This is a genomic window from Stenotrophomonas sp. Steno-Z10-BAI (genome assembly GCF_056393115.1).
Genome location: NZ_JBWJOZ010000001.1, coordinates 813,418 through 836,052, shown reverse-complemented (window position 1 = coordinate 836,052; position 22,635 = coordinate 813,418). Strand labels below are relative to the sequence as shown.

The 22,635-nt window shown below is 67.2% G+C and carries 18 protein-coding genes; 7 read left to right on the top strand and 11 right to left on the bottom strand.

Annotation, left to right across the window (positions count from 1 at the left end):
* Positions 1–308 precede the first annotated feature (308 nt).
* The 3 genes from AC06E9_RS03835 to AC06E9_RS03825 are packed head-to-tail and all read left to right on the top strand — an operon-like array spanning position 309 to position 2,940.
* Entirely contained in the window at positions 309–506 is a 198-nt protein-coding gene (locus tag AC06E9_RS03835) for a zinc-finger domain-containing protein (RefSeq protein WP_019183790.1), read from the top strand.
* Positions 507–521: 15 nt separating this feature from the next.
* Positions 522–1,634: a glycosyltransferase gene (locus tag AC06E9_RS03830; RefSeq protein WP_478055497.1), complete on the top strand. Its 1,113-nt coding sequence runs from the start codon at positions 522–524 to the stop codon at positions 1,632–1,634.
* On the top strand, positions 1,615–2,940 hold the full coding sequence (locus tag AC06E9_RS03825) for an O-antigen ligase family protein (RefSeq protein WP_478055586.1): 1,326 nt from the start codon (positions 1,615–1,617) through the stop codon (positions 2,938–2,940). Before AC06E9_RS03830 ends, AC06E9_RS03825 begins: the two co-directional genes overlap by 20 nt.
* 72 nt (positions 2,941–3,012) lie before the next feature.
* On the opposite strand, the gene AC06E9_RS03820 is transcribed toward AC06E9_RS03825, so the two are convergent.
* Entirely contained in the window at positions 3,013–3,933 is a 921-nt protein-coding gene (locus tag AC06E9_RS03820) for an LpxL/LpxP family Kdo(2)-lipid IV(A) lauroyl/palmitoleoyl acyltransferase (protein ID WP_121039637.1), read from the bottom strand.
* A gap of 95 nt (positions 3,934–4,028) precedes the next feature.
* On the opposite strand from AC06E9_RS03820, the gene waaA reads away from it, so the two are divergent.
* Complete coding sequence (gene waaA / locus AC06E9_RS03815; RefSeq protein WP_121041223.1) at positions 4,029–5,327, top strand: lipid IV(A) 3-deoxy-D-manno-octulosonic acid transferase; 1,299 nt, start codon at positions 4,029–4,031, stop codon at positions 5,325–5,327.
* Between the two features lie 48 nt (positions 5,328–5,375).
* On the opposite strand, the gene mgtE is transcribed toward waaA, so the two are convergent.
* From mgtE to AC06E9_RS03790, 5 genes are all read right to left on the bottom strand, one after another.
* The gene (gene mgtE / locus AC06E9_RS03810) at positions 5,376–6,758 is read right to left on the bottom strand and encodes a magnesium transporter (protein WP_121039634.1); all 1,383 of its coding nucleotides are present in this window, start codon (positions 6,756–6,758) and stop codon (positions 5,376–5,378) included.
* A gap of 169 nt (positions 6,759–6,927) precedes the next feature.
* Positions 6,928–7,596 (bottom strand): hypothetical protein, encoded by a 669-nt coding sequence (locus AC06E9_RS03805; protein WP_121039631.1) that lies wholly within the window; start codon positions 7,594–7,596, stop codon positions 6,928–6,930.
* Positions 7,597–8,054: 458 nt separating this feature from the next.
* Positions 8,055–9,419 carry a TolC family outer membrane protein gene (locus AC06E9_RS03800; protein ID WP_121039628.1) on the bottom strand — a complete coding sequence of 455 codons (1,365 nt, stop codon included), beginning with the start codon at positions 9,417–9,419 and terminating at the stop codon, positions 8,055–8,057.
* Between the two features lie 16 nt (positions 9,420–9,435).
* Positions 9,436–10,083, bottom strand: coding sequence for a protein-L-isoaspartate O-methyltransferase family protein (locus AC06E9_RS03795; protein WP_152154248.1), 648 nt, complete (start codon positions 10,081–10,083; stop codon positions 9,436–9,438).
* Between the two features lie 131 nt (positions 10,084–10,214).
* Positions 10,215–10,880 carry a TetR/AcrR family transcriptional regulator gene (locus tag AC06E9_RS03790; RefSeq protein ID WP_313219637.1) on the bottom strand — a complete coding sequence of 222 codons (666 nt, stop codon included), beginning with the start codon at positions 10,878–10,880 and terminating at the stop codon, positions 10,215–10,217.
* A gap of 122 nt (positions 10,881–11,002) precedes the next feature.
* Between AC06E9_RS03790 and AC06E9_RS03785 the strand changes: the two genes are divergently transcribed.
* The 3 genes from AC06E9_RS03785 (at position 11,003) to AC06E9_RS03775 (ending at position 16,471) form a co-directional block, all read left to right on the top strand.
* Positions 11,003–12,139, top strand: coding sequence for an efflux RND transporter periplasmic adaptor subunit (locus tag AC06E9_RS03785; protein ID WP_121039622.1), 1,137 nt, complete (start codon positions 11,003–11,005; stop codon positions 12,137–12,139).
* 4 nt (positions 12,140–12,143) lie between these two features.
* Complete coding sequence (locus tag AC06E9_RS03780; RefSeq protein ID WP_123730252.1) at positions 12,144–15,314, top strand: efflux RND transporter permease subunit; 3,171 nt, start codon at positions 12,144–12,146, stop codon at positions 15,312–15,314.
* 116 nt (positions 15,315–15,430) lie between these two features.
* The gene (locus AC06E9_RS03775) at positions 15,431–16,471 is read left to right on the top strand and encodes a hypothetical protein (protein ID WP_478055496.1); all 1,041 of its coding nucleotides are present in this window, start codon (positions 15,431–15,433) and stop codon (positions 16,469–16,471) included.
* 68 nt (positions 16,472–16,539) lie between these two features.
* Here AC06E9_RS03775 and gdhA read toward each other — a convergent pair whose 3' ends face one another.
* From gdhA to AC06E9_RS03750, 5 genes are all read right to left on the bottom strand, one after another.
* Positions 16,540–17,883 (bottom strand): NADP-specific glutamate dehydrogenase, encoded by a 1,344-nt coding sequence (gene gdhA / locus AC06E9_RS03770; RefSeq protein WP_282260466.1) that lies wholly within the window; start codon positions 17,881–17,883, stop codon positions 16,540–16,542.
* Between the two features lie 110 nt (positions 17,884–17,993).
* On the bottom strand, positions 17,994–19,055 hold the full coding sequence (gene leuB, locus AC06E9_RS03765) for a 3-isopropylmalate dehydrogenase (RefSeq protein WP_478055495.1): 1,062 nt from the start codon (positions 19,053–19,055) through the stop codon (positions 17,994–17,996).
* Positions 19,045–19,623 carry a 3-isopropylmalate dehydratase small subunit gene (leuD, locus tag AC06E9_RS03760; protein ID WP_152154259.1) on the bottom strand — a complete coding sequence of 193 codons (579 nt, stop codon included), beginning with the start codon at positions 19,621–19,623 and terminating at the stop codon, positions 19,045–19,047. Before leuD ends, leuB begins: the two co-directional genes overlap by 11 nt.
* Positions 19,623–21,044: a 3-isopropylmalate dehydratase large subunit gene (gene leuC, locus AC06E9_RS03755; protein WP_478055494.1), complete on the bottom strand. Its 1,422-nt coding sequence runs from the start codon at positions 21,042–21,044 to the stop codon at positions 19,623–19,625. Before leuC ends, leuD begins: the two co-directional genes overlap by 1 nt.
* 41 nt (positions 21,045–21,085) lie before the next feature.
* Entirely contained in the window at positions 21,086–22,633 is a 1,548-nt protein-coding gene (locus AC06E9_RS03750) for a 2-isopropylmalate synthase (protein ID WP_478055585.1), read from the bottom strand.
* Positions 22,634–22,635 lie beyond the last annotated feature (2 nt).

Genomic DNA, 22,635 nt, shown 5'->3' with positions numbered 1-22,635 from the left:
ATCGTGGACGGCAGGAAAGAGGCGATGCATGTCCGGTGGGGTCGGGCAGGCGATCGGGTCGATGATCGGTACCCGCTGATCCTGCATCACGACAACTGGCTGTGACAAGTGCAATTAGTTCGATCTAAATACGGCAAATTCGTTTCATTTCGAAATATTGACAATGGATTTGGATCGATTTAAAAGGTCCGGTGGTTCTCCCCCCGGATGGCCAGCGCTTCAACCTGGTGCCCTCCGCTCCAGCGGCCTTCGGCGGTCGCCAGATGCTAGAATCGGCGGTCTCGCAACCCCCTTTGTGTGTCCACGCCATGAGCCATACCGCCACCGCGCCCGCCAATGCCGAGAAGCGTTACACCGTGCACCGCAGCGACCTGCCGCTGAGCTGCCCGACGCCGGAAATGGCGCTGTGGAACTCGCACCCGCGCGTGTACCTGCCGATCGAAGACGAGCCCAACTGCGAGGCTGCGTGCCCGTACTGCGGCGCCGTGTTCGTGCTCGCCGACTGATCCGCGGACCACACTGTGCGCCGACTGACCGTGGTGCAGTTGCTGCCGGCGCTGCACTCCGGCGGGGTCGAACGCTCCACCCTTGAGATTGCCTCCGCCCTGGTGGCCGCCGGCCACCGGGCCATCGTCGTGTCCGCCGGTGGGCGCCTGGTCGAACCGTTGCTTGCCAGTGGCGCCGAACACCTGACGCTGGATATCGGCCGCAAGTCGCTGCTGACGCTGCGCCATGTGCTGACCCTGCGCAATCTCTTCAACGAAGTGGGCGCGGATATCGTGCACGCGCGTTCACGTCTGCCGGCCTGGCTGGGCCTGTACGCCGTGCGCAACCTGCCGGCGGCGACCCGTCCGCACTGGGTCACCACCGTGCACGGGCTCAACTCGCCGGGTCGCTACAGCGCGGTGATGACCAGCGGCGAGCGCGTGATCTGCGTGTCCAACAGCGTGCGTGAGTTCGTGCGCACGCACTACCCAAGCGTGCCGGCCGAGCGCCTGCAGGTGATACCCCGTGGTGTCGATGTCGCGCAGTTCCCGCGCGTGGGCCGGCAGGATCGGCGTGCGCGCCTGGCCGTGGCCGAGCAGCATCCCGCGCTGGCCGGCGATGCGCCGCTGTTGTTGCTGCCTGGCCGTGGCACCCGCCTGAAAGGGCATCGCCACGCGCTGACGCTGCTGGCCGGGCTGCACGCTGCCGGCGTGCCGGCCACGCTGTGGATGCCAGGCACGCGCGAGCCCGGCCGCGAATCCTATGTCGCCGAGCTGGACGCCCAGGCGCGCAGTCTCGGCGTGTTCGATGCGGTGCTGATGACCGCGCCGACCTCACGCATCGCGCAGGCCTATGCGGCCAGCGACCTGGTACTGCAGGTGTCGGACAAAGCCGAAGCGTTTGGCCGCACCGTGGTCGAAGCGCTGTCGGTGGGCCGCCCCGTGCTGGGCTGGAACCATGGCGGCGTCGGCGAGTTGTTGACTCAGCTGCAACCCTCCGGCGCGGTACCCTTGGGCGACGCCGATGCACTGCTGGCGCGCGCGCAGCAGTTGTTGCTGCAGCCGCCCTCACTGCCGACGCGGATCCCGTTTACCTTGCAGGCCATGCAGCGTGACACGCTCCAGCTCTATACCTCCCTCATCGGTTGAGCCCACCGTCCTTCCCGGTTCGCCGGGCTCCCGCGCGGGCCGCTGGGCGCCGTGGTGGGTGATTGCGTTCGTCGCCTTGTGGCCGCTGCCCGGGATCGCCGAGGGCGTGCTGGTGCTGGGTGCGCTGTACGCAGCGGTGCGCATGGTGCAACTGCGCCTGCAGGGTAAGCAGCGTCTGCTCAGCAGCCCTGCGTGGGCACTGACCAGCATCCTGTTCCTGGGCTACTGGCTGCCGCAGGCGTTTTCCGCCTTCGATGCGATCGACCCCGGCACCGCGTGGCGCAAGGCGGCTGCCGGCCTGCGCTATCTGCCGTTCATGTGGCTGGTGGCCATTGCCGTGGCCACCCCGCAGCGGCGCGCGTTGACGCTGGGCGGGCTGGCGCTGATCACCGGCCTGTGGACCGTGGATGCATTGGCGCAGGCGATCATCGGCAGCAGCCCGCTGTTCTGGTCGATGGACCAGCTCAAGTGGGCGGTCAGCGGTCACGGGCTGTGCTCACCGCAGGAGATGGCGGCGGTGGATCGCCTCAGCGGCGTGCTCGGCCCGTGCAACCTCAAGTTCGGCCAGGTGCTGGCCAGCCTGTCACCGTTCCTGCTGTTCGCCGCCGCACGGCGTGCCGGCATTCTCGGCTGGTCACTGGTGGCCGCCGCGGTGGGTGTCGTGCTGGTCCTGGCCGGTTCGCGCGCGGCGTGGCTGACCTATGCACTGGTGCTGGTGTTCTCCGGTTGGCGGCTGATCGGTGTGCGCGGGCTGCTGGCCTGCGTTGCGGTCGGCGCGGTGGCGGCGGTGGCACTGGCGGTGACCGTGCCGCAGGTAGGGGACCGCATCGCGCGTACCGCAATGGCGTGGGAAGGCGAGAACGACGGCGTCAATCAGGCATTGTCCGGCCGGGCCCAGATATGGGCCGCAGCAACCTGCATGATCGAGGAGCATCCGATCAACGGCGTCGGTGCGCGTGGTTTCCGCGACGCTTACCCCGCGTGCAATCCGGACCCGGCTGCCCGGGAAGTGTGGGGCGCCGGCCCGGCCCTGCACGCGCACCAGATCGTGCTCGAGATCCTCGCCGAAACGGGCATCCTCGGCCTGCTGCTGTGGTTGGCGGCCGTGGCCCAGGCGTGGCGCGCGTGGCGTTTTGCACCTCCCGAGGCGCGTGAGCGCGCGCGCCCGGCGATGCTCGCGCTGGCGGTGACGGTGTTCCCGCTCAACACCCACCTGGCGTTCTATTCGACCTTCTGGGGCGGCCTCACGCTGCTGCTGGCCGCGCTGTATGCGGGCAGTCTGTTGGCGAAGGATGAGGCCCAGTAGCGTCGCAGAGGCCCGTCAAGCAGGTAGATCCACGCCGCCTGCTGAGATGCCCGGAGGCATCCGCGTCATCCATCACTGGTAGTAATCGCTCCGGCCACCGGGCTGGCGCTTGAACCGGCGGTGGATCCACAGGTACTGGTCCGGCGCCTCGCGCACCATGGCCTCGATGGCCTGATTGACGCGGGCGGTATCGGCCTCGACATCCTCGCTGGGGAAATTCTCCAGCGGTGCGCCGATCTTCAAAAAATACTTGCCGCCTTCGCGACGGTGGAAATACGGGATCACCGCACAGCCGGTCATCCGCGCCAGCTGGTGCGTGGCGGTGATGGTCGAGGCGGTATGGCCGAAGAACGGCACGAACACCGTGTCCTTGCCGCGCATGTCCTGGTCGGGCGCATACCAGAGGAAGCCACCCTTCTTCAGGTGTCGCACCGTGGCACGGATGTCTTCGTTGGCGTACATCGCCTTGGCGTAGCGCAGGCGGCCGAACTTCACCGCCCACTCGTAGACCGGGTTGCGGTGCTTGCGGTACATGCCGGACAGCTCCACGTGGTCGCACAGCAGGCGGCCGCACATCTCCAGCGTCATGAAGTGGCCGGAGACCAGCAGCACACCGCGGCCTTGGGCCTGCATGCGGTGCAGGTGTTCCAGCCCTTCGATCTGCACCTGCGGGCGGATGCTGTCGATGCTGCCCCACCAGGCCCGCGCGAATTCGAAAATACCGACGCCCAACGCGTCGAAGCTGTCGCGCAGCAGGCGTTGGCGCCAGGCGTCGTCCTTCTCCGGGAAGCACAGCTTCAGGTTGACCTCGGCGGCGCGCCGGCGGCTGCTGGCCAGCCGGTAGGCGACCGTGCCGACGCCGCGCCCGAGCGCGCGCTGCAGCATCCACGGCAGGCGGGCGATCGCGAAGGCGACCAACATGAAGGCGAAGGTCGGCCAGTGGCGCGGATTGCGCAGGGACGGCCGGGTGGCGGTGGAAGCGTTATCGGACATGCCTCGATTCTAATGGATGCGCCCGGATGCGTCCCGGCGCGGCCATCACGGCGGCGCGGCGTGTCTTCCCCGCGCCGCTCCCGTATCCTTTGCGCATGCGTAAAAGCCCTGTCGAATGGATCCTGCGCGGCCTGTACTCGGCCGTGCTGTACCTGCTGTTGCCGATCACCGTGTACCACCTGGTCTGGCGGGGCTTCCGGGTGCGCGAGTACTTCCAGCGCTGGGATGAGCGCTATGCCTCCTATCCGCACTCCAGCGGCCAGCCGCGGGTCTGGCTGCACGCGGTCTCGGTGGGCGAGGTGAATGCTGCCGCGCCACTGGTGAATGCCCTGCGCGCGCTGCGCCCGGACATCCGCTGGGTGATCACCACCATTACCCCGACCGGCTCCGAACGGGTCCGCGCGCTGTGGGGGGATGCGGTCGACCACGTGTACCTGCCCTACGACGTGCCGGGCAGCGTCGGCCGCTTCCTGGGCCACTTCAAGCCCAGCCTGGCGCTGATCCTGGAAACCGAGCTGTGGCCGAACCTGCTGTTCGGCTGCCGCGACCGCCGGATCCCGGTCTACATTCTCAATGCCCGGCTGTCGGCGCGCTCACTGCGCGGCTATCGGCTGCTGCGGCCGCTGATCGGCCGCGCACTGCGCACCGTGACCTGCGTGGCCGCACAGTCGGACGATGATGCCGAGCGCTTCATCCAGCTCGGGGCGCGCCCGGACCAGGTGCAGCCGCTGGGAAACCTGAAATTCGATATCGCCACCCCGAACGTGCAGGACTTCATCGCGCGCTTCCATGCTCTGGTGCCCGCCACGCGCCCGGTCTGGATCGCCGCCAGCACGCACGAGGGCGAAGAGCAGGCCACCCTCGATCTGCATCGTCGCCTGCGCGAGGCGATGCCGGGGGTGCTGCTGTTGTGGGCGCCGCGGCATCCCGAGCGGTTCCCGCGGGTGGAAGCACTGGCCCGCGAGCAGGGCTGGAAGGTCGCCACACGCCGCCAGCAGCAGTGGCCGCTGGCCGATACGGATGTCTTCGTCATCGACACGCTTGGCGAGCTGATGTCGTTCTACGGCTGCGCGCAGGTGGCCTTCGTCGGGGGCAGCCTGCAGGCCATCGGCGGGCACAACCTGCTGGAGCCGGCGGCGATGGGCACGGCCGCTGTCACCGGCCCGCACCTGCACAACTTCGCCGAGATTTCCCGGCGCATGCGCGAAGCCGGTGCGGTGGTGATCGCCGAGGATGCCAGCGGGGTCGGCGATGCACTGCTGACCCTGTTGCGCGATCCGCAGGCACGCGAAGACATGGCCCGCGCGGGGTGTGCGCTGGTGAGCAACGGCCGTGGCGCGTTGAAGCGCACCGTGGCCCTGATCGCCCCGCAGTTGCCGCCGCCGGTGGCGTGATCGCGGCCCGCCTGGCCGCCACGCGCGGCGTCCAGGCCTGCCGATCCATCAGCCCGCAGCGACCAGCAGATCGCCCAGGAAGGCGTACGCAAACCCGAAGTAGATGAACACGCCGATCAGATCCATGACCGAGGTGATCATCGGGGCCGACAGGGTGGCCGGATCCGCCCCGATGCGGCGTGCGGCGAACGGCAGCAACGCGCCGATGATGCCGCCGAGCGCGGTGCACACCAGCATGCTCGAGCCCACCACCAGCAGCACGTCCATGCCCACACCCTTGCTGAAGTAAGCCAGGATCGCCTCCAGCACGGCGATGCTGATGCCCAGCGCCGCGGCCACCGGCAGTTCGCGCTGGATCACGAACCCCACATCGCGCCAGCTCAGTTTCAGCTCGCCCAGCGCCATGCTGCGGATCACCAGCGTGGCCGACTGGCTGCCGGTGTTGCCGCCCATGTCCACGATCGGGGCGATGAAGGCGGCCAGCACGATCACCTGCGACAGCAGCTCCTCCTGCGCGGCGACAAACGTACTGGTGACGATGCCGAAGCAGGTCAGGATCGCCAGCCAGAACACACGCACCCGGAACATCTGCTTCAGCGGCGTGCTGCGCACATCAAGATCGTTCCCGTTTCCGCTGACCGTGCCGCCAAAGCGTGCCAGCTGCGAGGCATCCTGCTCCTTCTCGATATCCATCGCATCGTCCACGGTGACGATGCCGATCATGCGATCCCCGCCATTGGTCACCGGCAGCGCGAGCAGGTCGTAGCGACGGATCAGTTCGGCGGCCTGCAGCCTGGGCCAGTGCGCCTTCGCGGCGACCGGCTGCTCATGCATGATCGAGGCGACCGTGCGGTTCTCGTTGGCCAACACCAGATCACGCAGGGCCACCGTGCCGCGCAGCCGCAGCGTGTGGTCGAGCACGAACAGGATGTTCACCGTCTCGCTGTGCAGCGCAGTGGCGCGGATATGTGCCAGCGCCTGGGCCACGGTCATCTCCGGAGACACCCAGACATAATCGGACGTCGTCGCCGAGCCGACCGTGCCCTCCGGATAGGACGCCATCTTGAGGATGTCGTCGCGCTCGACCTTGGTCAGTGCCGGCAGCAGTTTCTGCTTGGCGTCATCGCCGAGCCGGTTGTACAGATCGGCGCGGTCATCCGAGGGCATGTGTTCGAACAGCTGCACCACCGCCTCGCGCGGCATCGCCGCCAGCAGCTGATCCTGGCGTATCTCGGTGAAGTGCGCGAACAGCTCGGCGCGTGCCTGCGGGTCGAGCATCATCAGCAACGGGAGTGTCTTGTCCACGCTCAGCGCGTCGAGCGCATCGACGAGGTCGGACGGATGCGTGGTGGCGGCGATGCTGACAAAGCCGGCCGCGTCGAGGGAGAGCGAGAGGGTGCGGATCGAGAACAGGAGGTCTTCGCGGTTCATGGTGGTTCTCCAGCAGAAAGCGGCGCGTGGCGGAGCAACGCGCGGTGATGAGGTACAGGCATCCAGCGCACCGGATTGCGTCCGGCGCGGCAGGTACAGGGCGTGGGCCGCGTGCAGCGTGCAGGCGGCGGGTGAGGTCAATCGTTGCCGTCAGCCGGCACGCACGGCACTACGGTGCGGCCGCGAGATTGAAGCCGAGCGTCAGCCATCGACCATCGCGCTGGTGATGCATGCGGCCGGCCAGCAGATCCACGCTGGCGCCGCGCCAGAGTTCGTGGCGCACGCCGAACTGACTGCTGCGCTGGCGCGTTGCATCGCGGGCGGTTTCGGCCAGGAGTGACCAGTGCGGTGCGGCCACGATTTCCAGGCCGACGCCATCGGTGCGGCCACGTGCCCCGGCCGTGCGTGCCCAGCCCAGGTTGAGGTGCAGCAGCGTGCGATCAGAGGCACCGAGCGCCACGGTCAGGGGGGCATTGAGGTTCCAATCGTTGGCGCGCGGGCGGTGCCAGTCGCTGCCTACGCCCGCACTGACCGCCACCCCCCAGCGTCGCTGATCGAGATCACGCAGCACGCGCTTGGCGCCCACGGCCCACTGCGTGGCGGCAGTGGCACGTTGATGGCTGACGCCGAGCGACCACTCGGTCCCGGCGATGGTGCAGGCCGGCACGGCCGTCCATTCGTTGCCGGCATCGGTATGCCGGCCCCAGCTTTCCAGCTGGCAGCGACCGGCATCGGTGATCGAGGCGTCATCCACCATCAGGCTGGCGGCGGCGCGGGTGTCGAACGGAAGCATCGCCACGGCCACGAGCGGCAGGGCGAACACACGGGAAACGTGCATGGGCAATCTCCAGGCAAACGGAAACGCCAGCGGCACCCTTCTTGGGGTCGGTGGAACGGCGATACGGATGATGCGAGGCGGGCGAGCGTGTCAGCTGCGCCGGTGGGCCCCGTCCTGTGCGGACGGAACCGACCTTGGGGTCAGTGGGTCCGTCGGCTCAGGAGCAGCAACGAGATCGACTATGACTGTCCAAGGAGGGGGCCTCTGGAGGGAAAGGGAAGGTGGTGCGGGGCGGACCTTAGTCGGCCCATGCCGAGGGGTCAAGCCATTTTCCATGCGACGTGCCGGACTGTGGACCGGTTCACGGTGGAGACTGTGCGCGGGTAGGCATTACGCGATGAAATCGCCGCGGCAGTGATCGCGTGTGTGACGCCCACGATGTGTCGGAATCAACAACCTGCGCGCATAAAAAAACCACCCGCATGCGGGTGGTTTTCTGTCACGCGCTGCGCCGTCGATCAGTTGACGGTGGTGCTCGGCGTGGCCGCCTTCTGGGTGAGCAGGCGGTTGATGTCCTGCAGTTCGGCGATGTCCAGCGTGCCGACCGCCTGGCCCAGCTGCAGGCGGTTCTGCAGGAAGGTGTAGCGGGCGTTGGCGTAGTCCAGCTGCGCGGAGAACAGGATGCGCTGGTTCTGGATCACGTCCAGCACGGTACGCGTACCGACTTCCAGACCGACCTGCGAGGCGTCATAGGCGCTCTGTGCCGACACGACGGCCAGGCGACGCGCTTCCACTTCGCTGATGCCGGCCACCAGGGTCTGGTAGGCATTGCGCGTGTTGCGGTCCAGGGCGCGCTTCTGCTGCTCGTAGCCGTCCTGGGCGATGTCACGCTGGGCCAGGGCCTGGCGCACGCCGGACTGGGTGGCGCCGCCGGAGAAGATCGGCACGTTCAGGGTCAGGCCGACGCTGTTGGTGCGGCGGTCCGGGCTGAAGCTGCTGCCGCCGTCGCCGACGACATCACCCCAGCTGGCCGACTTGCCGGCGGTGGCACCCAGCGACAGGGTCGGGTAGTGCGCGCCGCGGGCGGCCGAGACGCCGGATTCAGCAGCGTTGACCTTCAGTTCCTGCGCCTTCAGCGCCGGGTTCTGCGCAACAGCCTCGTTCACCAGCGTATCGATGGTGGCGTACTTGGCCGGCAGCTCCGGACGGAAATCGGCCGGCAGGGCGCGCAGGTCGGTGACCGGCTGGCCGGTCAGTTCGGTCAGCGCCTGGTAGGCGTCGGCCAGCGTGTTCTGCGCGATGATCGTGTTGGCGCGCGCCTGGTCGTACTGGGCGCGGGCTTCGTGCACGTCGGTGATCGGGGCCAGGCCCACTTCCAGGCGCTTGTCGGCGAAGTCGAACTGCTTCTTGGCAGCGGCTTCGTTGGTCTGCGCGGCCGACAGCGATTCAATGCCCACCAGCACGTTGAAGTACGCCGCCGAGGTGCGCACGATCAGGTCGTCGTTGGCCGAATCCAGGGTGAAATCCGCTGCACGGCTCAGCTCGCGCTGCGACCGCAGATTGGCGAACTGGGTGAAGTTGAAGACGGTCTGGCTGCCGTTGATCGTGTAGTTCCGGCTCTTGGTGGTGAACGAGCTGGAGGTCAGATCATGGTTCGGGTTGGTGCGGCTGCGGTTGAGCGAGGCCTCGCCGTTGAGCTGCGGCAGTAGGGCGGCACGCGCCTGCACAGCGCCTTCCTTGTCGTACAGACGGGTCGACTCGGCAGCCGACAGCTGCGGATCGCCGTTGCGCGCCATTTCGTAGACCTGCAGCAGGTCGGCGGCAGAGGCGGTCATCGGCAGCAGGGCGGCGGCCAGCGCAAAGGCGAGGGATCGGCGGATCATTGCGGCTTCCTTGGACTCAGAGTTGGAACTGGGGTGCCGGGGCGGCACCGCGCAGGTAATCGATATCGGTTTCGAACAGCGACTCAGTGGTGCCGTCCGCCTTGACCAGCACCGCTTCCATGACCGGCGACCGGCCACGGATCACGAACAGTCGACCGCCGGGACGCAGCCACTGGGCGAAACGTGACGGAATGACATCCACCGCGCCGGTGACGCAGATCGCATCGAAGCGGCGCTCGGTGTCCCAGCTCAGGGCGTCGGCGGTTTCGATACGGACGTTGTTGCCCAGGCCGGCAGCGTCCAGACGCGCGCGCGCGGTGGTGGCCAGGTCGGCATCGATTTCCAGGCTCAGCACTTCGCGGGCCAGTTCGCCCATGCAGGCGCTCAGGTAGCCGCTGCCGGTGCCGATTTCCAGCACTTCATCGCCCGGCTGCAGATCCAGCGCCTGCAGCGTGCGGCCTTCGATGACCGGCTTCATCATCTTCTGGCCGTTGCCCAGCGGCAGCTCGATATCAGCGTAAGCCAGAGCCCGGTGCGATTCAGCGACGAACGCCTCCCGCGGCAAGCGTGCCAGTACATCGAGCACGCGGATTTCCAGCACATCCCAGGGGCGGATCTGCTGTTCAACCATCAGTTCGCGGGCGTGGGAGTAATCGATCGTCATGAGGTTCTATATCCAGCGCAGTGGGCCGGCCATTTTACCGGTGCCGGGAGCCGGCGGCGCGCTGGAAGCATCGCTGCCGTCGCGCCGGGGTCGCAGTGCCGGAAGTCACCGCGACCTCCGGTCCATTCAGTTTAGTGCCGCCGGGCATACGCCCGCAGGAAAAAGTCGACGCTGGCGCACACGTGGGCGTCGGCATCGCACTCGGCCGGGGCCGGCCGCAACCCGCACATCATATGCGTATGCAGCTCGCCCTTGATCAAGGTCAGAAACTGGATCGCGGCGGTCGGGAAATCGGTGATCTCCAGCTCGCCGCGGGCAGTGCGGGCACGCAGGAAGTCGGCCAGCGCGTCGGTAGTCCGCTGCGGGCCGGCCAGCCAGAACATCTCGCGGATCCGGTCATCGGTATCCGGGGACATCATCACCCGCTGCACGGCGACCGCCGCATCGGAGGTGATCAGGCTGAAAAAGGCGTGGCCGATGCCCATCAGCTGGTCACGCAGCGGGCCTTCGATGTCGGTGACGAACAGCTCGTCCGGCAGCATCTCGACGCACTTGGATTGCACAGCTTCGGTGAACAGGGTTTCTTTGTCGCCGAAATGGCTGTAAACGGTCAGCTTCGAGACGCCTGCCTGGGCGGCGATGCTGTCCATGCTCACCCCGTTGTAGCCCTGGTCGACGAACAGCGATTTGGCGGCTTCCAGAATGGCCGCGCGCTTGCCCAGATCCTTCGGGCGCCCCGGCCCGGCGGCCTTGGCGGCCGGCTTGGAAGGCGATGTGGAGGAGGTCGGATCAGTCATCCAATCAATACTAGACCAATCGGTTCGATATTTATACTATACCGGCTGGTTCAATATTGAGGCGGCTGGAACAGAGCGTTTCCAGCGGCTTTTTCCGGGTTACTTTTCAGGTCCAGGACCTCATGAAAAACATGCGATGGATGGGTGGTGGGTTGCTGGCGATCGCGCTGGCAGCATGTGGCAAGCAGGACGCCGAGCCGGTTGCGCCGATTCCGGTGCTGGTGGTCCACCCGGGCACCGTGACCGGCCAGGAAGTGGCTGCCTATCCCGGTGAGATCCGCGCCCGCGAGGAAAGCCCGCTGTCGTTCCGCGTCGGGGGCAACCTGATCAAGCGGCATGTCGATGCCGGCCAGCGCGTGCGCAAGGGCCAACTGCTGGCCGAGCTGGATGCTGCCGACTACGCCTCCCAGGCCAGCGCCTCGCAGGCCCAGCTGGCCGCTGCCGAAGCCGATCTGATCCGCGCCCGTGATGACCAGAAGCGCTACGCCACGCTGGCCGAGCAGCAACTGGTCAGCCAGTCCGCACTCGACAGCCAGACCGCCGCGTTCAAGGCCGCACAGGGCCAGGCCAATGCCGCCCGCGCCAATCTGGCCGTGGCCCGCAACCAGGCCGAGTACGCCCAGTTGCGCGCGCCGGCCGACGGCGTGATCGCCAGCCGCCAGGCCGAAGCCGGGCAGGTGGTCAGTGCCGGGCAGACCGTGTTCACCCTGGCTGCGGATGGCGGCCGCGAAGTCGTGATCGCCCTGCCGGAAAGCACCATCCGCGATTACCAGGTGGGCCAGCCGGTACAGGTGGAACTGTGGAACCGCCCGGGCCAGCTGTTGGCCGGCACGATCCGTGAGATCGCCCCGGCTGCCGATGCGCAGGGGCGTACCTATGCCACCCGCGTCAGCCTGGCACCGGAAGCGCTGACCGAGGTCGAGCTGGGCCAGAGCGCGCGCGTGTTCGCCGCGGCCGGGCGCCAGGGCACCCTGCAGTTGCCGCTGGCGGCGGTGCAGCGCGGTGCCGATGGGCGCAGCAGCGTGTGGGTGGTCGATCCGGCCAAGCGCACGTTGAAAGCCACGCCGGTGGCGGTCGGTGCGTATGGCGTTGAATCCGTTCCGGTGCTGAGCGGGGTGAACGCGAACGACTGGGTGGTTGCCGCCGGCGGCCATCTGCTGCGCGAGGGCCAGCCGGTGACCGCGGTGGACCGCCAGAACCGCCCGGTGCTGGCACCGGCGGCCAAGCCTGCCGCGCCTGCCACCGGCAAGGGGAACTGATCCCGTGCGCCGCTTCAACCTCTCCGAATGGGCGCTGGGCAACCGGCCACTGGTGCTGTTTGCGATGCTGGCCTTCGCGATCATCGGCGCGTGGTCGTACAAGCACCTGGGCCAGTCCGAGGATCCACCGTTCACCTTCAAGGTGATGGTGGTGCGCACGAACTGGCCCGGCGCGACCGCCGAACAGGTCTCACGCCAGGTCACCGAGCCGATCGAGAAGGCACTGCTGAACACCGGGCAGTATGAGTTCATCCGCTCCTACTCGCGCCCGGGCGAATCGCAGGTGATCTTCGTGGCGCGCGACAGCCTGCGCTCCAAGGCGATTCCCGACCTGTGGTACCAGGTGCGCAAGCGTGTGGGCGACATCAAGCCGACCCTGCCGCGCGAAATCGTCGGCCCGTTCTTCAACGACGAGTTCGGCGATACCTTCGGCAACATCTACGCGTTGACCGGGCAGGGCTTCGACTACGCAGTGATGCGCGACTACGCCGACCGCATCCAGCTGGAACTGCAGCGCGTGCCGGATGTGGGCAAGATCGAGCTGGAAGGCCTGCAGGACGAGAAGGTCTGGATCGAGCTGTCCAACACCAAGCTGGCCACGCTGGGCGTGTCGCTGCAGCAGGTGCAGCAGGCATTGGCCGACCAGAATGCCATTGCCGCCACCAGCTTCTTTGAAACCCCGACCGACCGGGTGCAGCTGCGCGTCACCGGCCAGTTCAAGAGCGTGGAGGACATCCGCAGCTTCCCGATCCAGGCCGGCGACCGCACCGTGCACCTGGGCGACATTGCCGAGATCAAACGTGGTTTTGCCGATCCGGCGTCGCCGAAGATGCGCTTCATGGGCGAAGACGCGATCGGCATCGCCGTGGCGATGAAAGACGGCGGCGACATCCTCAAGCTGGGCAGTACCCTGGATGCCGAATTCGAGCGCCTGCAGAAAACGCTGCCGGCCGGCATGCAGCTGCGCAAGGTCTCCGACCAGCCGCATGCGGTGGAAGAGTCCGTCGGCGAGTTCGTGCAGGTGCTGACCGAAGCGGTGGTGATCGTGCTGCTGGTGAGCTTCTTCTCGCTCGGCCTGCGCACCGGCCTGGTGGTGGGCGTGACCATTCCGCTGGTGCTGGCGATGACCTTCTTCGTCATGCATTACTTCGGCATCGGCCTGCACAAGATTTCCCTCGGCGCGCTGGTGCTGGCGCTGGGCCTGCTGGTGGACGATGCGATCATCGCGGTGGAGATGATGGCCACCAAGATGGAGCAGGGCTACGACCGCCTGCGCGCGGCCAGCTTCGCGTGGGAGTCGACCGCGTTCCCGATGCTGACCGGCACGCTGATCACCGCGGCCGGCTTCCTGCCGATCGCCACGGCCGCTTCCAGCACCGGCGAATACACCCGCTCGCTGTTCCAGGTGGTGACCATCGCGCTGGTGGTGTCGTGGATCGCCGCGGTGCTGTTCATCCCGTACCTGGGCGACAAGATGTTGCCGGACCTGTTCAACCCGCAGCCGCCCAAGCCGGACAGCCTGGCAGGGCGCTGGCATGCCCGCCGCCTGCAGTGGGCCGACCGCCATCCCGCGTTCGCGCGCTGGATCGCGCCGAAGGTGCATGCGCACGACCATGATCCGTATCAGCGTCCGTTCTACGTGCGCTTCCGCCGTTTCCTGGATGTCTGCCTGCGCCATCGCTGGTGGGTGATCGCCGCCACGGCCGCGCTGTTCGTGTTCTCGCTGCTGATCTTCCGCTTCGTGCCCCAGCAGTTCTTCCCGGATTCGACCCGCCCGGAACTGATGGTGGACATCGAACTGGCCGAGGGTGCCTCGTTGCAGGCCACCCAGGCGCAGGCGACCAAGCTGGAAAAGCTGCTCAAGGACCGCGAAGGCATCAGCAATTACGTGGCCTACGTGGGCACCGGCTCGCCGCGCTTCTACCTGCCGTTGGACCAGCAGCTGCCGGCCACCAACTTCTCGCAGTTCGTGGTGCTGACCGAGAACGCCACCGCACGTGAGGCGACCCGCGACTGGCTGCTCAAGGACGTGATTCCGCAGTTCCCGGACGTGCAGATGCGCGTGACCCGTCTGGAGAACGGCCCGCCGGTCGGCTACCCGGTGCAGATGCGCATCTCCGGCGAGCACATCGAGCAGGTGCAGGCCATCGCACGGCAGGTGGAAGCCAAGGTGCGCGCAAACCCGCACGTGATGAACGTCAACCTGGATTGGAGCGAGCCGAGCAAAGTGGTGCGGCTGGTGATCGACCAGGACCGTGCACGCGCACTGGGTGTGAGCAGCGCGCAGGTGAGCCAGCTGCTGGGCACCTCGTTGTCGGGCATGAGCGTGAGCACCTATCGGGAGGGCAACCGCCTGATCGAGATGCTGCTGCGTGGCCCGGACAACGAACGTGTGCGGCTGGACATGCTGGGCAGCCTGGCCATTCCGACCGCCAGCGGGACCTCGGTGACGCTGTCACAGGTGGCGCGCCTGGAGTACGTGTTCGAGGACGGCATCATCTGGCACCGCAACCGCCTGCCGACGGTGACCGTGCGCGCCGATATTGCCGACGCGAAGCAGCCGCTGGACGTGGTGCAGCAGATCCTGCCGACGCTGGAGGGCATCCGTGCCGAGCTGCCGTCCGGCTACCTGCTGGAAACCGGCGGTACGGTGGAGGATTCCACCCGTGGCCAGGATTCGATCAAGGCCGGCATGCCGCTGTTCCTGATCGTGGTGGCGACCTTGCTGATGCTGCAGCTGCGCAGCTTCTCGCGTGCGGCGATGGTGCTGGTCACCGCACCGCTGGGCATCATCGGCGCGACCCTGTTCCTGCTGCTGTTCCGCGCGCCGTTCGGCTTCGTGGCGCTGCTGGGAACGATCGCGCTGGCCGGTATGATCATGCGCAATTCGGTGATCCTGATCGATCAGATCCAGCAGGATATCGACGCCGGGCATGACCGCTGGCACGCGATCATCGACGCCACCGTCCGCCGCTTCCGTCCGATCGTGCTGACCGCGTTGGCGGCAGTGCTGGCGATGATCCCGCTGTCGCGCAGTGCGTTCTACGGCTCGATGGCGATCTCGATCATGGGCGGCCTGATCGTCGGTACCGTGCTGACCCTGGTGTTCCTGCCTGCGCTGTATGCGGCGTGGTTCCGGGTGAAGCCGGACGAGGCCAAGACCAGCGAAGGCTGAGGGACGATGAAGCCGGCCGACGGCCGGCTTCATGCTTTCAGTGCGACGCGAATGCCTGTCGTCTTTGCGGTGCCTGCAAGCGCACAATGCACACCGGATTTCGTCGGTCGCGCATGATGTCTTCACGTTCCTCTTCTCGGTTCGCCACTGCGGCGGCGATCGTTCTGCTGATGGTTTCCGCGTTGCCAGCGCAGGCGAACCCCGCTGCGAGTTTTCAGCGCGATCTCGTCGAGCTGCTGGAGTGCCGTGCCTCACCGGCAACGATGCAGGCGGTGACGACCGCGTTGCGTGGCGCACGGTATGGCACGCCGCAGGAACGACCGGCCCATCGGAAGGGCTGGAGCTTCACGCGCAGCGGTGACGAGGAGCACGCGACGACCCTCATCGACATGCCGGTGACGTTGACGGCACACGGCATCACAACGCACCGCGTGGTGGCGGATGACATGGGCTTCTCCATTCCCATCGATGCAGGGCAGCGTGCGCGCATCGTTGGCGAGAACGGACTTCGGCACCGGTCGAATACGTTGCGTGAGCCGTTCCAGGTCTGGTCGCCACCAGAGGCATCCGGCGATGCGTCATCGCCGGGCGCCATCGTGGTGAGCAGCGATGGTGAGGGCTATCGGGTGGGATGTGACTACCCCGGTCCGATGCGCGAGGCGCGTGTTCCACCGCGATTGCGCGAGACGGCCACGGCAAGTGATGTTGGCGCCGCGCTCGAATGTCGGGCTGACGACGCTGCCATGCAGCGCATCGCCAACCTGTGGGAGCGTGTGTCGGAACTGTCGCCGCTGGCATGGCCGGACAATGTCCGCGCGGTGGCCGAGCATGAGTACCTTGCCGATGGCCAGGAGATGCCGGTCATGGTCATCACCCTGGAGCAGCCGGTGGCGTTGAAGGGCTTGGCTGCGACGTCGCTCGTCCTCGCGTATGGCGGCTATCTCGCAGCCGACATGGGCGATGCGCCGCTGAAGGCGGTGCTCGATGCCACTGGCCTGGGCGCAGCGGATCGTCAGGCGGAAGGGCATTGGATGCGCGAAGCATCCCGGGAGGCGTCGTCCGGATACACGCGCGTGCAGGCATTCAGCGTGATATCCACCGATGGCGGCGCCGTGCTGGCTGGGTGCATGACGAGCGAGGTCCGCTCGGCGCACTGACCGCTGCGGCGGGAAATGCTGCAGGGCGCAGCGGATGAACACCGCTGCACCGCTTCACCCATCTACCCTCAGTAAACGCCCTGCGCCAGCATCGCATCGGCCACCTTGACGAAGCCGGCGATATTGGCGCCATCCACGTAGTTCACGCTGCCATCGGCGCGCTTGCCGTGGCGCACGCAGTTGGCGTGGATGTCCTTCATGATCCCGTGCAGACGCTCATCGACATCGGCGTGATGCCACGACAGGCGCTGCGCGTTCTGGCTCATTTCCAGCCCCGAGGTGGCCACGCCGCCGGCGTTGCTGGCCTTGCCCGGCGCATACAGGGTGCCCGCCTTGAGGAAGACCTCCATGGCCTCGAGTGTCGATGGCATGTTGGCGCCTTCGGCCACGCACAGCACCCCGTTGTCGACCAGGGCGCGGGCGTCGTCTTCGTCCAGCTCGTTCTGGGTGGCACAGGGCAGGGCGATCTCGGCAGGGATGTGCCAGGGGCGCTTGCCGTCCAGGTATTCGAAGCGTGTGTCGTCGGCCAGCTCGGACAGGCAACCACGGCGCTCGTTGCGCAGGTCCACCACCTCCTGCAGCGCGGCCTCATCGAAGCCCTCGCGCGCGTACAGGGTACCGCCCGAATCGGAGAGCGTGAGTACTTTCGCGCCGAGTTCGATGGCTTTGATCGCGGCATGCTGGGCCACGTTGCCAGCACCGGAAATCAACACCTTCGCGCCATCCGTATCGCGCCGCGCGTGGTGCAGCATCTGCTCGACGAAGTAGACCGTACCGAAGCCGGTCGCTTCCGGACGCATCAGGCTGCCACCGTAGGACAGGCCTTTGCCGGTGAACACGCAGGCGGCATTGTTGGTGAGCTTCTTCATCATGCCGGCCATGTAGCCGACCTCGCGCGCGCCCACGCCGATATCGCCAGCCGGTACGTCGGTGTCTGCGCCCAGGTGGCGATGGAGTTCAAGCATCAGCGCCTGGCAGAAGCGCATCACCTCGGTGTCGCTGCGGCCCTTGGGATTGAAATCCGAGCCGCCCTTGCCACCGCCCATCGGCAGGGTGGTCAGCGCGTTCTTCAGGGTCTGCTCGAAGGCCAGGAACTTCAGGATCGATTGGTTGACCGACGGATGAAAGCGCATGCCGCCCTTGAACGGGCCGATCGCCGAGCTGTGCTGTACGCGCCAGCCGCGGTTCACATGGGTCTTGCCGGCGTCATCGGCCCAGGCCACGCGGAACTGGATCACCCGCTCCGGCTCCACCAGACGCTCCAGCAGGCCGTGTTCCAGGTAGCGGGGGTGACGCTGCAGGAACGGCCACAGGCTCTGGATCACTTCTTTCACGGCCTGCAGGAATTCCGGCTGATGCGGATCACGCTGGGCCACGTGGTTGAGAAAGTCGTCTGAGGAACGATGATTCAAGGGCTTTCCTTGTTGGGGGCCGGCCGCTGGCAGCGGCGTGACCGACGGGACAGGGAGGCCGTGCGGGATGTAAAAACAGGAACGCGGCCCTCAGGCCGCGTCCTTTGCGATCATTGCAGCTTGGCAAGGACCGCGTCGGTCGCTGCGGCGGTACTCACCGCGAAACCCTTGGCTGCAAGGTCGGCGGTGAACACGCCGTCATCCAGCACGGCATACACCGCTGCCTCGACCGTAGCAGCCTCTTCGTCCAGCCCCAGTGAATGCCGCAGCAGCATCGCGGCGCTGAAGATCGTGGCGTACGGATTGGCGATGCCCTTGCCGGCGATGTCCGGCGCCGAGCCGTGGATCGGCTCGTAGATGCCCACCGCACCCGGCTCGCCCAGCGAGGCCGACGGCAGCAGGCCGAGCGAACCGGCCAGCATCGAGGCTTCGTCGGTGAGGATGTCGCCGAACATGTTTTCAGTCACGATCACGTCGTACTCGCGCGGCTTGGCCAGCAGGTGCATGGCCATCGAATCGACCAGCTGGTGCTCCAAGGCGATGTCCGGGAATTCCTCGCGGCCGATCCGCGCAGCGACGTCGCGCCACAGGCGTGAGGTCTCCAGCACGTTGGCCTTGTCCACCGAGGTGACCTTGCAGCGGCGGGTCTGTGCCAGCCGGAATGCGCTGCGCATGACGCGCTCGATCTCGCCCACGCTGTAGCTGCACAGGTCGCTGGCGGTATCGGCAGTGCGGGTCTTCTCACCGAAGTAGATGCCGCCGGTCAGCTCACGCACGACCACGAAGTCCACGCCCTCCAGCAGCTCGGCCTTGATCGGCGAGGCACCGAGCGCAGCCGCATGCGTGCGCACCGGGCGCAGGTTGGCGTACAGCCCCAGCGCCTTGCGGATCGCCAGCAGGCCCTGCTCCGGGCGGACCTTGGCATTCGGGTCGGACCACTTCGGCCCGCCGACCGCACCGAGCAGGATGGCGTCTGCCTTGCGGCAGGCGTCCAGCGTGGCGGCCGGCAGTGGCTCGCCGTGGCGATCGATGGCGATGCCACCGATGTCGTGTTCCTGGAACCCGAAGCTGTGTCCGAAACGGGTGGCGACGGCCTCCAGCACCGCCACGGCGGCAGCGGCGACTTCCGGACCGATGCCGTCACCCGGCAATACGACAATCTCAGCGTGCATGTTCACTCTCGTAACGTTCAATGTCAGGGGTACGGCCCAACAGATACCCCAATTGGTCCACGCCTTCCAGCAGGCAGGTCTGTGAGAAGCCGTCCAGCGGGAAGGCATACACGCGCCCATCGGGGGTGCGCAGTTCGCGCGCGGCCACATCGATGGTCAATGCGTCATCCGGGCGCTGCATCAGCGTCTGCACATCGGCTTCGTCCAGCACGATCGGCAGCAGACCGTTCTTCAGCGAATTGCCGCGGAAGATATCGGCGATCTCGCTGCTGACGATGGCGCGCAGGCCCAGGTCGGTCAGGGCCCACGGCGCATGCTCACGCGAGGAGCCGCAGCCGAAGTTGCGGCCGGCCAGCAGGATGCTGCGGCCGGCGTTGTGCGGCTGGTTGAAGGCGAACGCCGGGTTCGGCACGCCCTCGCGCTGCCAGCGCCAATCATTGAAGGCGTGCTTGCCCAGGCCGACGCGCTCGGTGGTGGACAGAAAGCGCGCCGGAATGATCTGGTCGGTGTCGATGTTGGTCTCGCGCAGCACCACGCTGGTCGAGGTCAGGGTACGGAAGCCGCTCATCAGGCCACCTCCAGCGTGGCATACAGTTCGCGCGGGTCAGCCACGCGACCGTTCACCGCGGCCCAGGCGGCCGTCATCGGCGAGGCCAGCAGGGTGCGCGAGCCGGGGCCTTGGCGGCCTTCGAAATTCCGATTGCTGGTACTGACCGCCAGTTGCCCCGGCGCGACCAGATCGCCGTTCATGGCGATGCACATCGAACAGCCCGGCTCGCGCCATTCGGCGCCGGCCGCGCGCACCACCACATCGATGCCTTCGGCTTCGGCCTGGCGCTTGACGATTTCCGAGCCCGGCACCACCAGCATGCGAACGCTCGGGGCGACGCGGCGGCCCTGCAGCACCTGCGCCACTTCACGCATGTCGCTCAGGCGGCCGTTGGTGCAGGAGCCGACGAACACCACATCCACCGGCGTGCCGGCCAGGGTCTGCCCGGCGTGGAAATGCATGTAGTCCAGGCCCTTCTGCGCGGCCGCGTCGTTGGCCGCCGGAATCGGCTGGTCCACCGCGATGGCGGTGCCGGGGTGGGTGCCCCAGGTCAGGGTGGGGCGGATGTCGGCGGCATCGATGTGGACCTCGACATCGAAGCGCGCACCGACATCGCTGCGCAGCTGCGACCACGTGGCCACGGCAGCATCGAAGTCGGCGCCCTTGGGGCCACGCGGGGTGGCGGCCACCCAGTCGAAGGTTATCTGGTCGGGGGCGACCATGCCGGCACGTGCCCCGGCTTCGATGGACATGTTGCACAAGGTCATGCGCTGCTCCATGTCCATCGCTTCTATCGCGCTGCCACGGAACTCCAGCACATGGCCGGTGCCGCCGTTGACGCCGATCACACCGATGATGTGCAGCACCACGTCCTTGGCGCCGACACCCTGGGCCAGCGCGCCATCGACGGTGATCGCCATCGTCCTGGCTTTGCGCTGCAGCAGGCACTGCGTCGCCAGCACATGGCCGACCTCGCTGGTGCCGATACCGAAGGCCAGCGCGCCAAATGCACCATGCGTGGAGGTGTGGCTGTCGCCACAGACGATGGTCATGCCCGGCTGGGTGAAACCCTGTTCGGGGGCGATCACGTGCACGATGCCGCGGCTGGCCGACTGCAGGTCGAACAGCTCGATGCCATGCGCGGCGCAGTTGTCGGCCAGCATCGCTACCTGGGCTTCGGAGGCGGCGCTGGCATAGGGCAGCTTGCCGTCGGCGCCGGCCGGCAGGGTGGGGGTGGAGTGATCCATCGTGGCCTTGGTCCGGTCCGGCCGGCGCGGGGAGAGGCCGCGCTCGCGCAGTTCGGTGAAGGCCTGCGGCGAGGTCACTTCGTGGATCAGGTGCAGGTCGATGTACAGCACGGCGGGCGCGCTGTCGGTCTCGGGAACGACGACGTGGGCATCCCACAGTTTGTCGTACAGGGTGCGGGGAGCTGGGGTCATGGACTGGCCTTGCTGCGGTTCGGGGTACGTAGTGGGGGGGCTCAGACCGCGGCGGTGGTCGCGGGCTGCTCGGCCGTCGCATTGCGCTGGCGCAGCAGACGGTTGGCCACCTCCAGCCACGCCAGTGCGGAGGCTTCGATGATGTCGCGGCTGGTGCCGGTGCCTTCGTACTCCACACCCTCGTGGCGTACGCTCAGGTTGGCTTCGCCGCGCGCATCGGCGCCGATGCCCACACTGTGCACGTGGTAGCTGTCCAGCATCAACTGCACGCCGGTGGCGGCCGACAATGCGCCGAACAGTGCATCGACCGGACCATCGCCCTGCGCCGTCTCGGCGACACGGTTGCCCTCCGGATCGGACAGCTCGACCAGCGCATTCGCGCGGCTGCCGACGTCGCTGATCGTCATCGAGGCCAGCCGGTAGCCGTTCTGGGTGGCGCTGCCCTGCATCAGGGTCTGCAGGTCGGCATCGGTGACCACGCGCTGCTGTTCGCACACCGCCTTGAACTGCTCGAAGACGTGTTTCAGTTCCTCCTCGTACAGGAAGAAGCCCAGCGCACGCAGGCGTTGTTCGACCGCAGCGCGGCCACTGTGGCGGCCCAGCACCATCTGCGAGGACTCCCAGCCCACGTCTTCCGGGCGCATGATTTCGTAGGTGCCGCGGTGGCGCAGCATGCCGTGCTGGTGGATGCCCGACTCGTGAGCGAAGGCGTTGGCGCCGACGATCGCCTTGTTGCGCTGGACCGGCATGCCGACCAGGCGCTGCAGCAGCTGCGAGGTGGCCACGATGCGCGGGGTGTTGATGCGCGTGTCTTCTTCATAGAAGGCATTGCGGACCTTCAGCACCATCGCGATTTCTTCCAGCGAGCAGTTGCCCGCGCGCTCGCCGATACCGTTGACGGTGCACTCGACCTGGCGCGCGCCGCCTTCGATGGCAGCCAGCGAGTTGGCCACGGCCAGGCCCAGATCGTTGTGGCAGTGCGCGCTGAAGATGATGCGGTCGCTGTCCGGCACGCCGGCGATCACGCGCTGGAACATGCCGCGGATCTCTTCCGGCGTGGTGAAGCCCACGGTGTCGGGCAGGTTGATGGTGGTCGCGCCGGCGGCCACGGCCACGCGGGCGACCTCGATCAGGAAGTCTTCCTCGGTACGCGTGGCATCTTCAGCGGAGAACTCCACATCGCCCACGTAGCTGCGGGCCAGGCTGACGTGCTTGTGTACCGACTCCAGTACCTGCTCGCGGCTCATGCGCAGCTTGTGCTCGCGGTGCAGCGGGCTGGTCGACAGGAACACATGCAGGCGCGGGTTCGCCGCGGCCTCCAGCGCCTTGGCCGAGGTTTCGATATCGGCGGCCAGGCAGCGCGACAGCACGGCCAGGGTCGGGCGTCGCACTTCGCGGGCGATCATCGCCATCGCTTCGCGGTCGGACTGGGAACTGGCCGGGAAGCCGGTTTCCATGACATCCACGCCCAGTTCGTCCAGTGCGCGGGCCATCACCAGCTTCTGCTGCGGGCTCATGCTGCAGCCGGGCGATTGCTCGCCGTCGCGCAGGGTGGTGTCGAAAATTCTGATTCGGGGGGAGGTGGGCATGG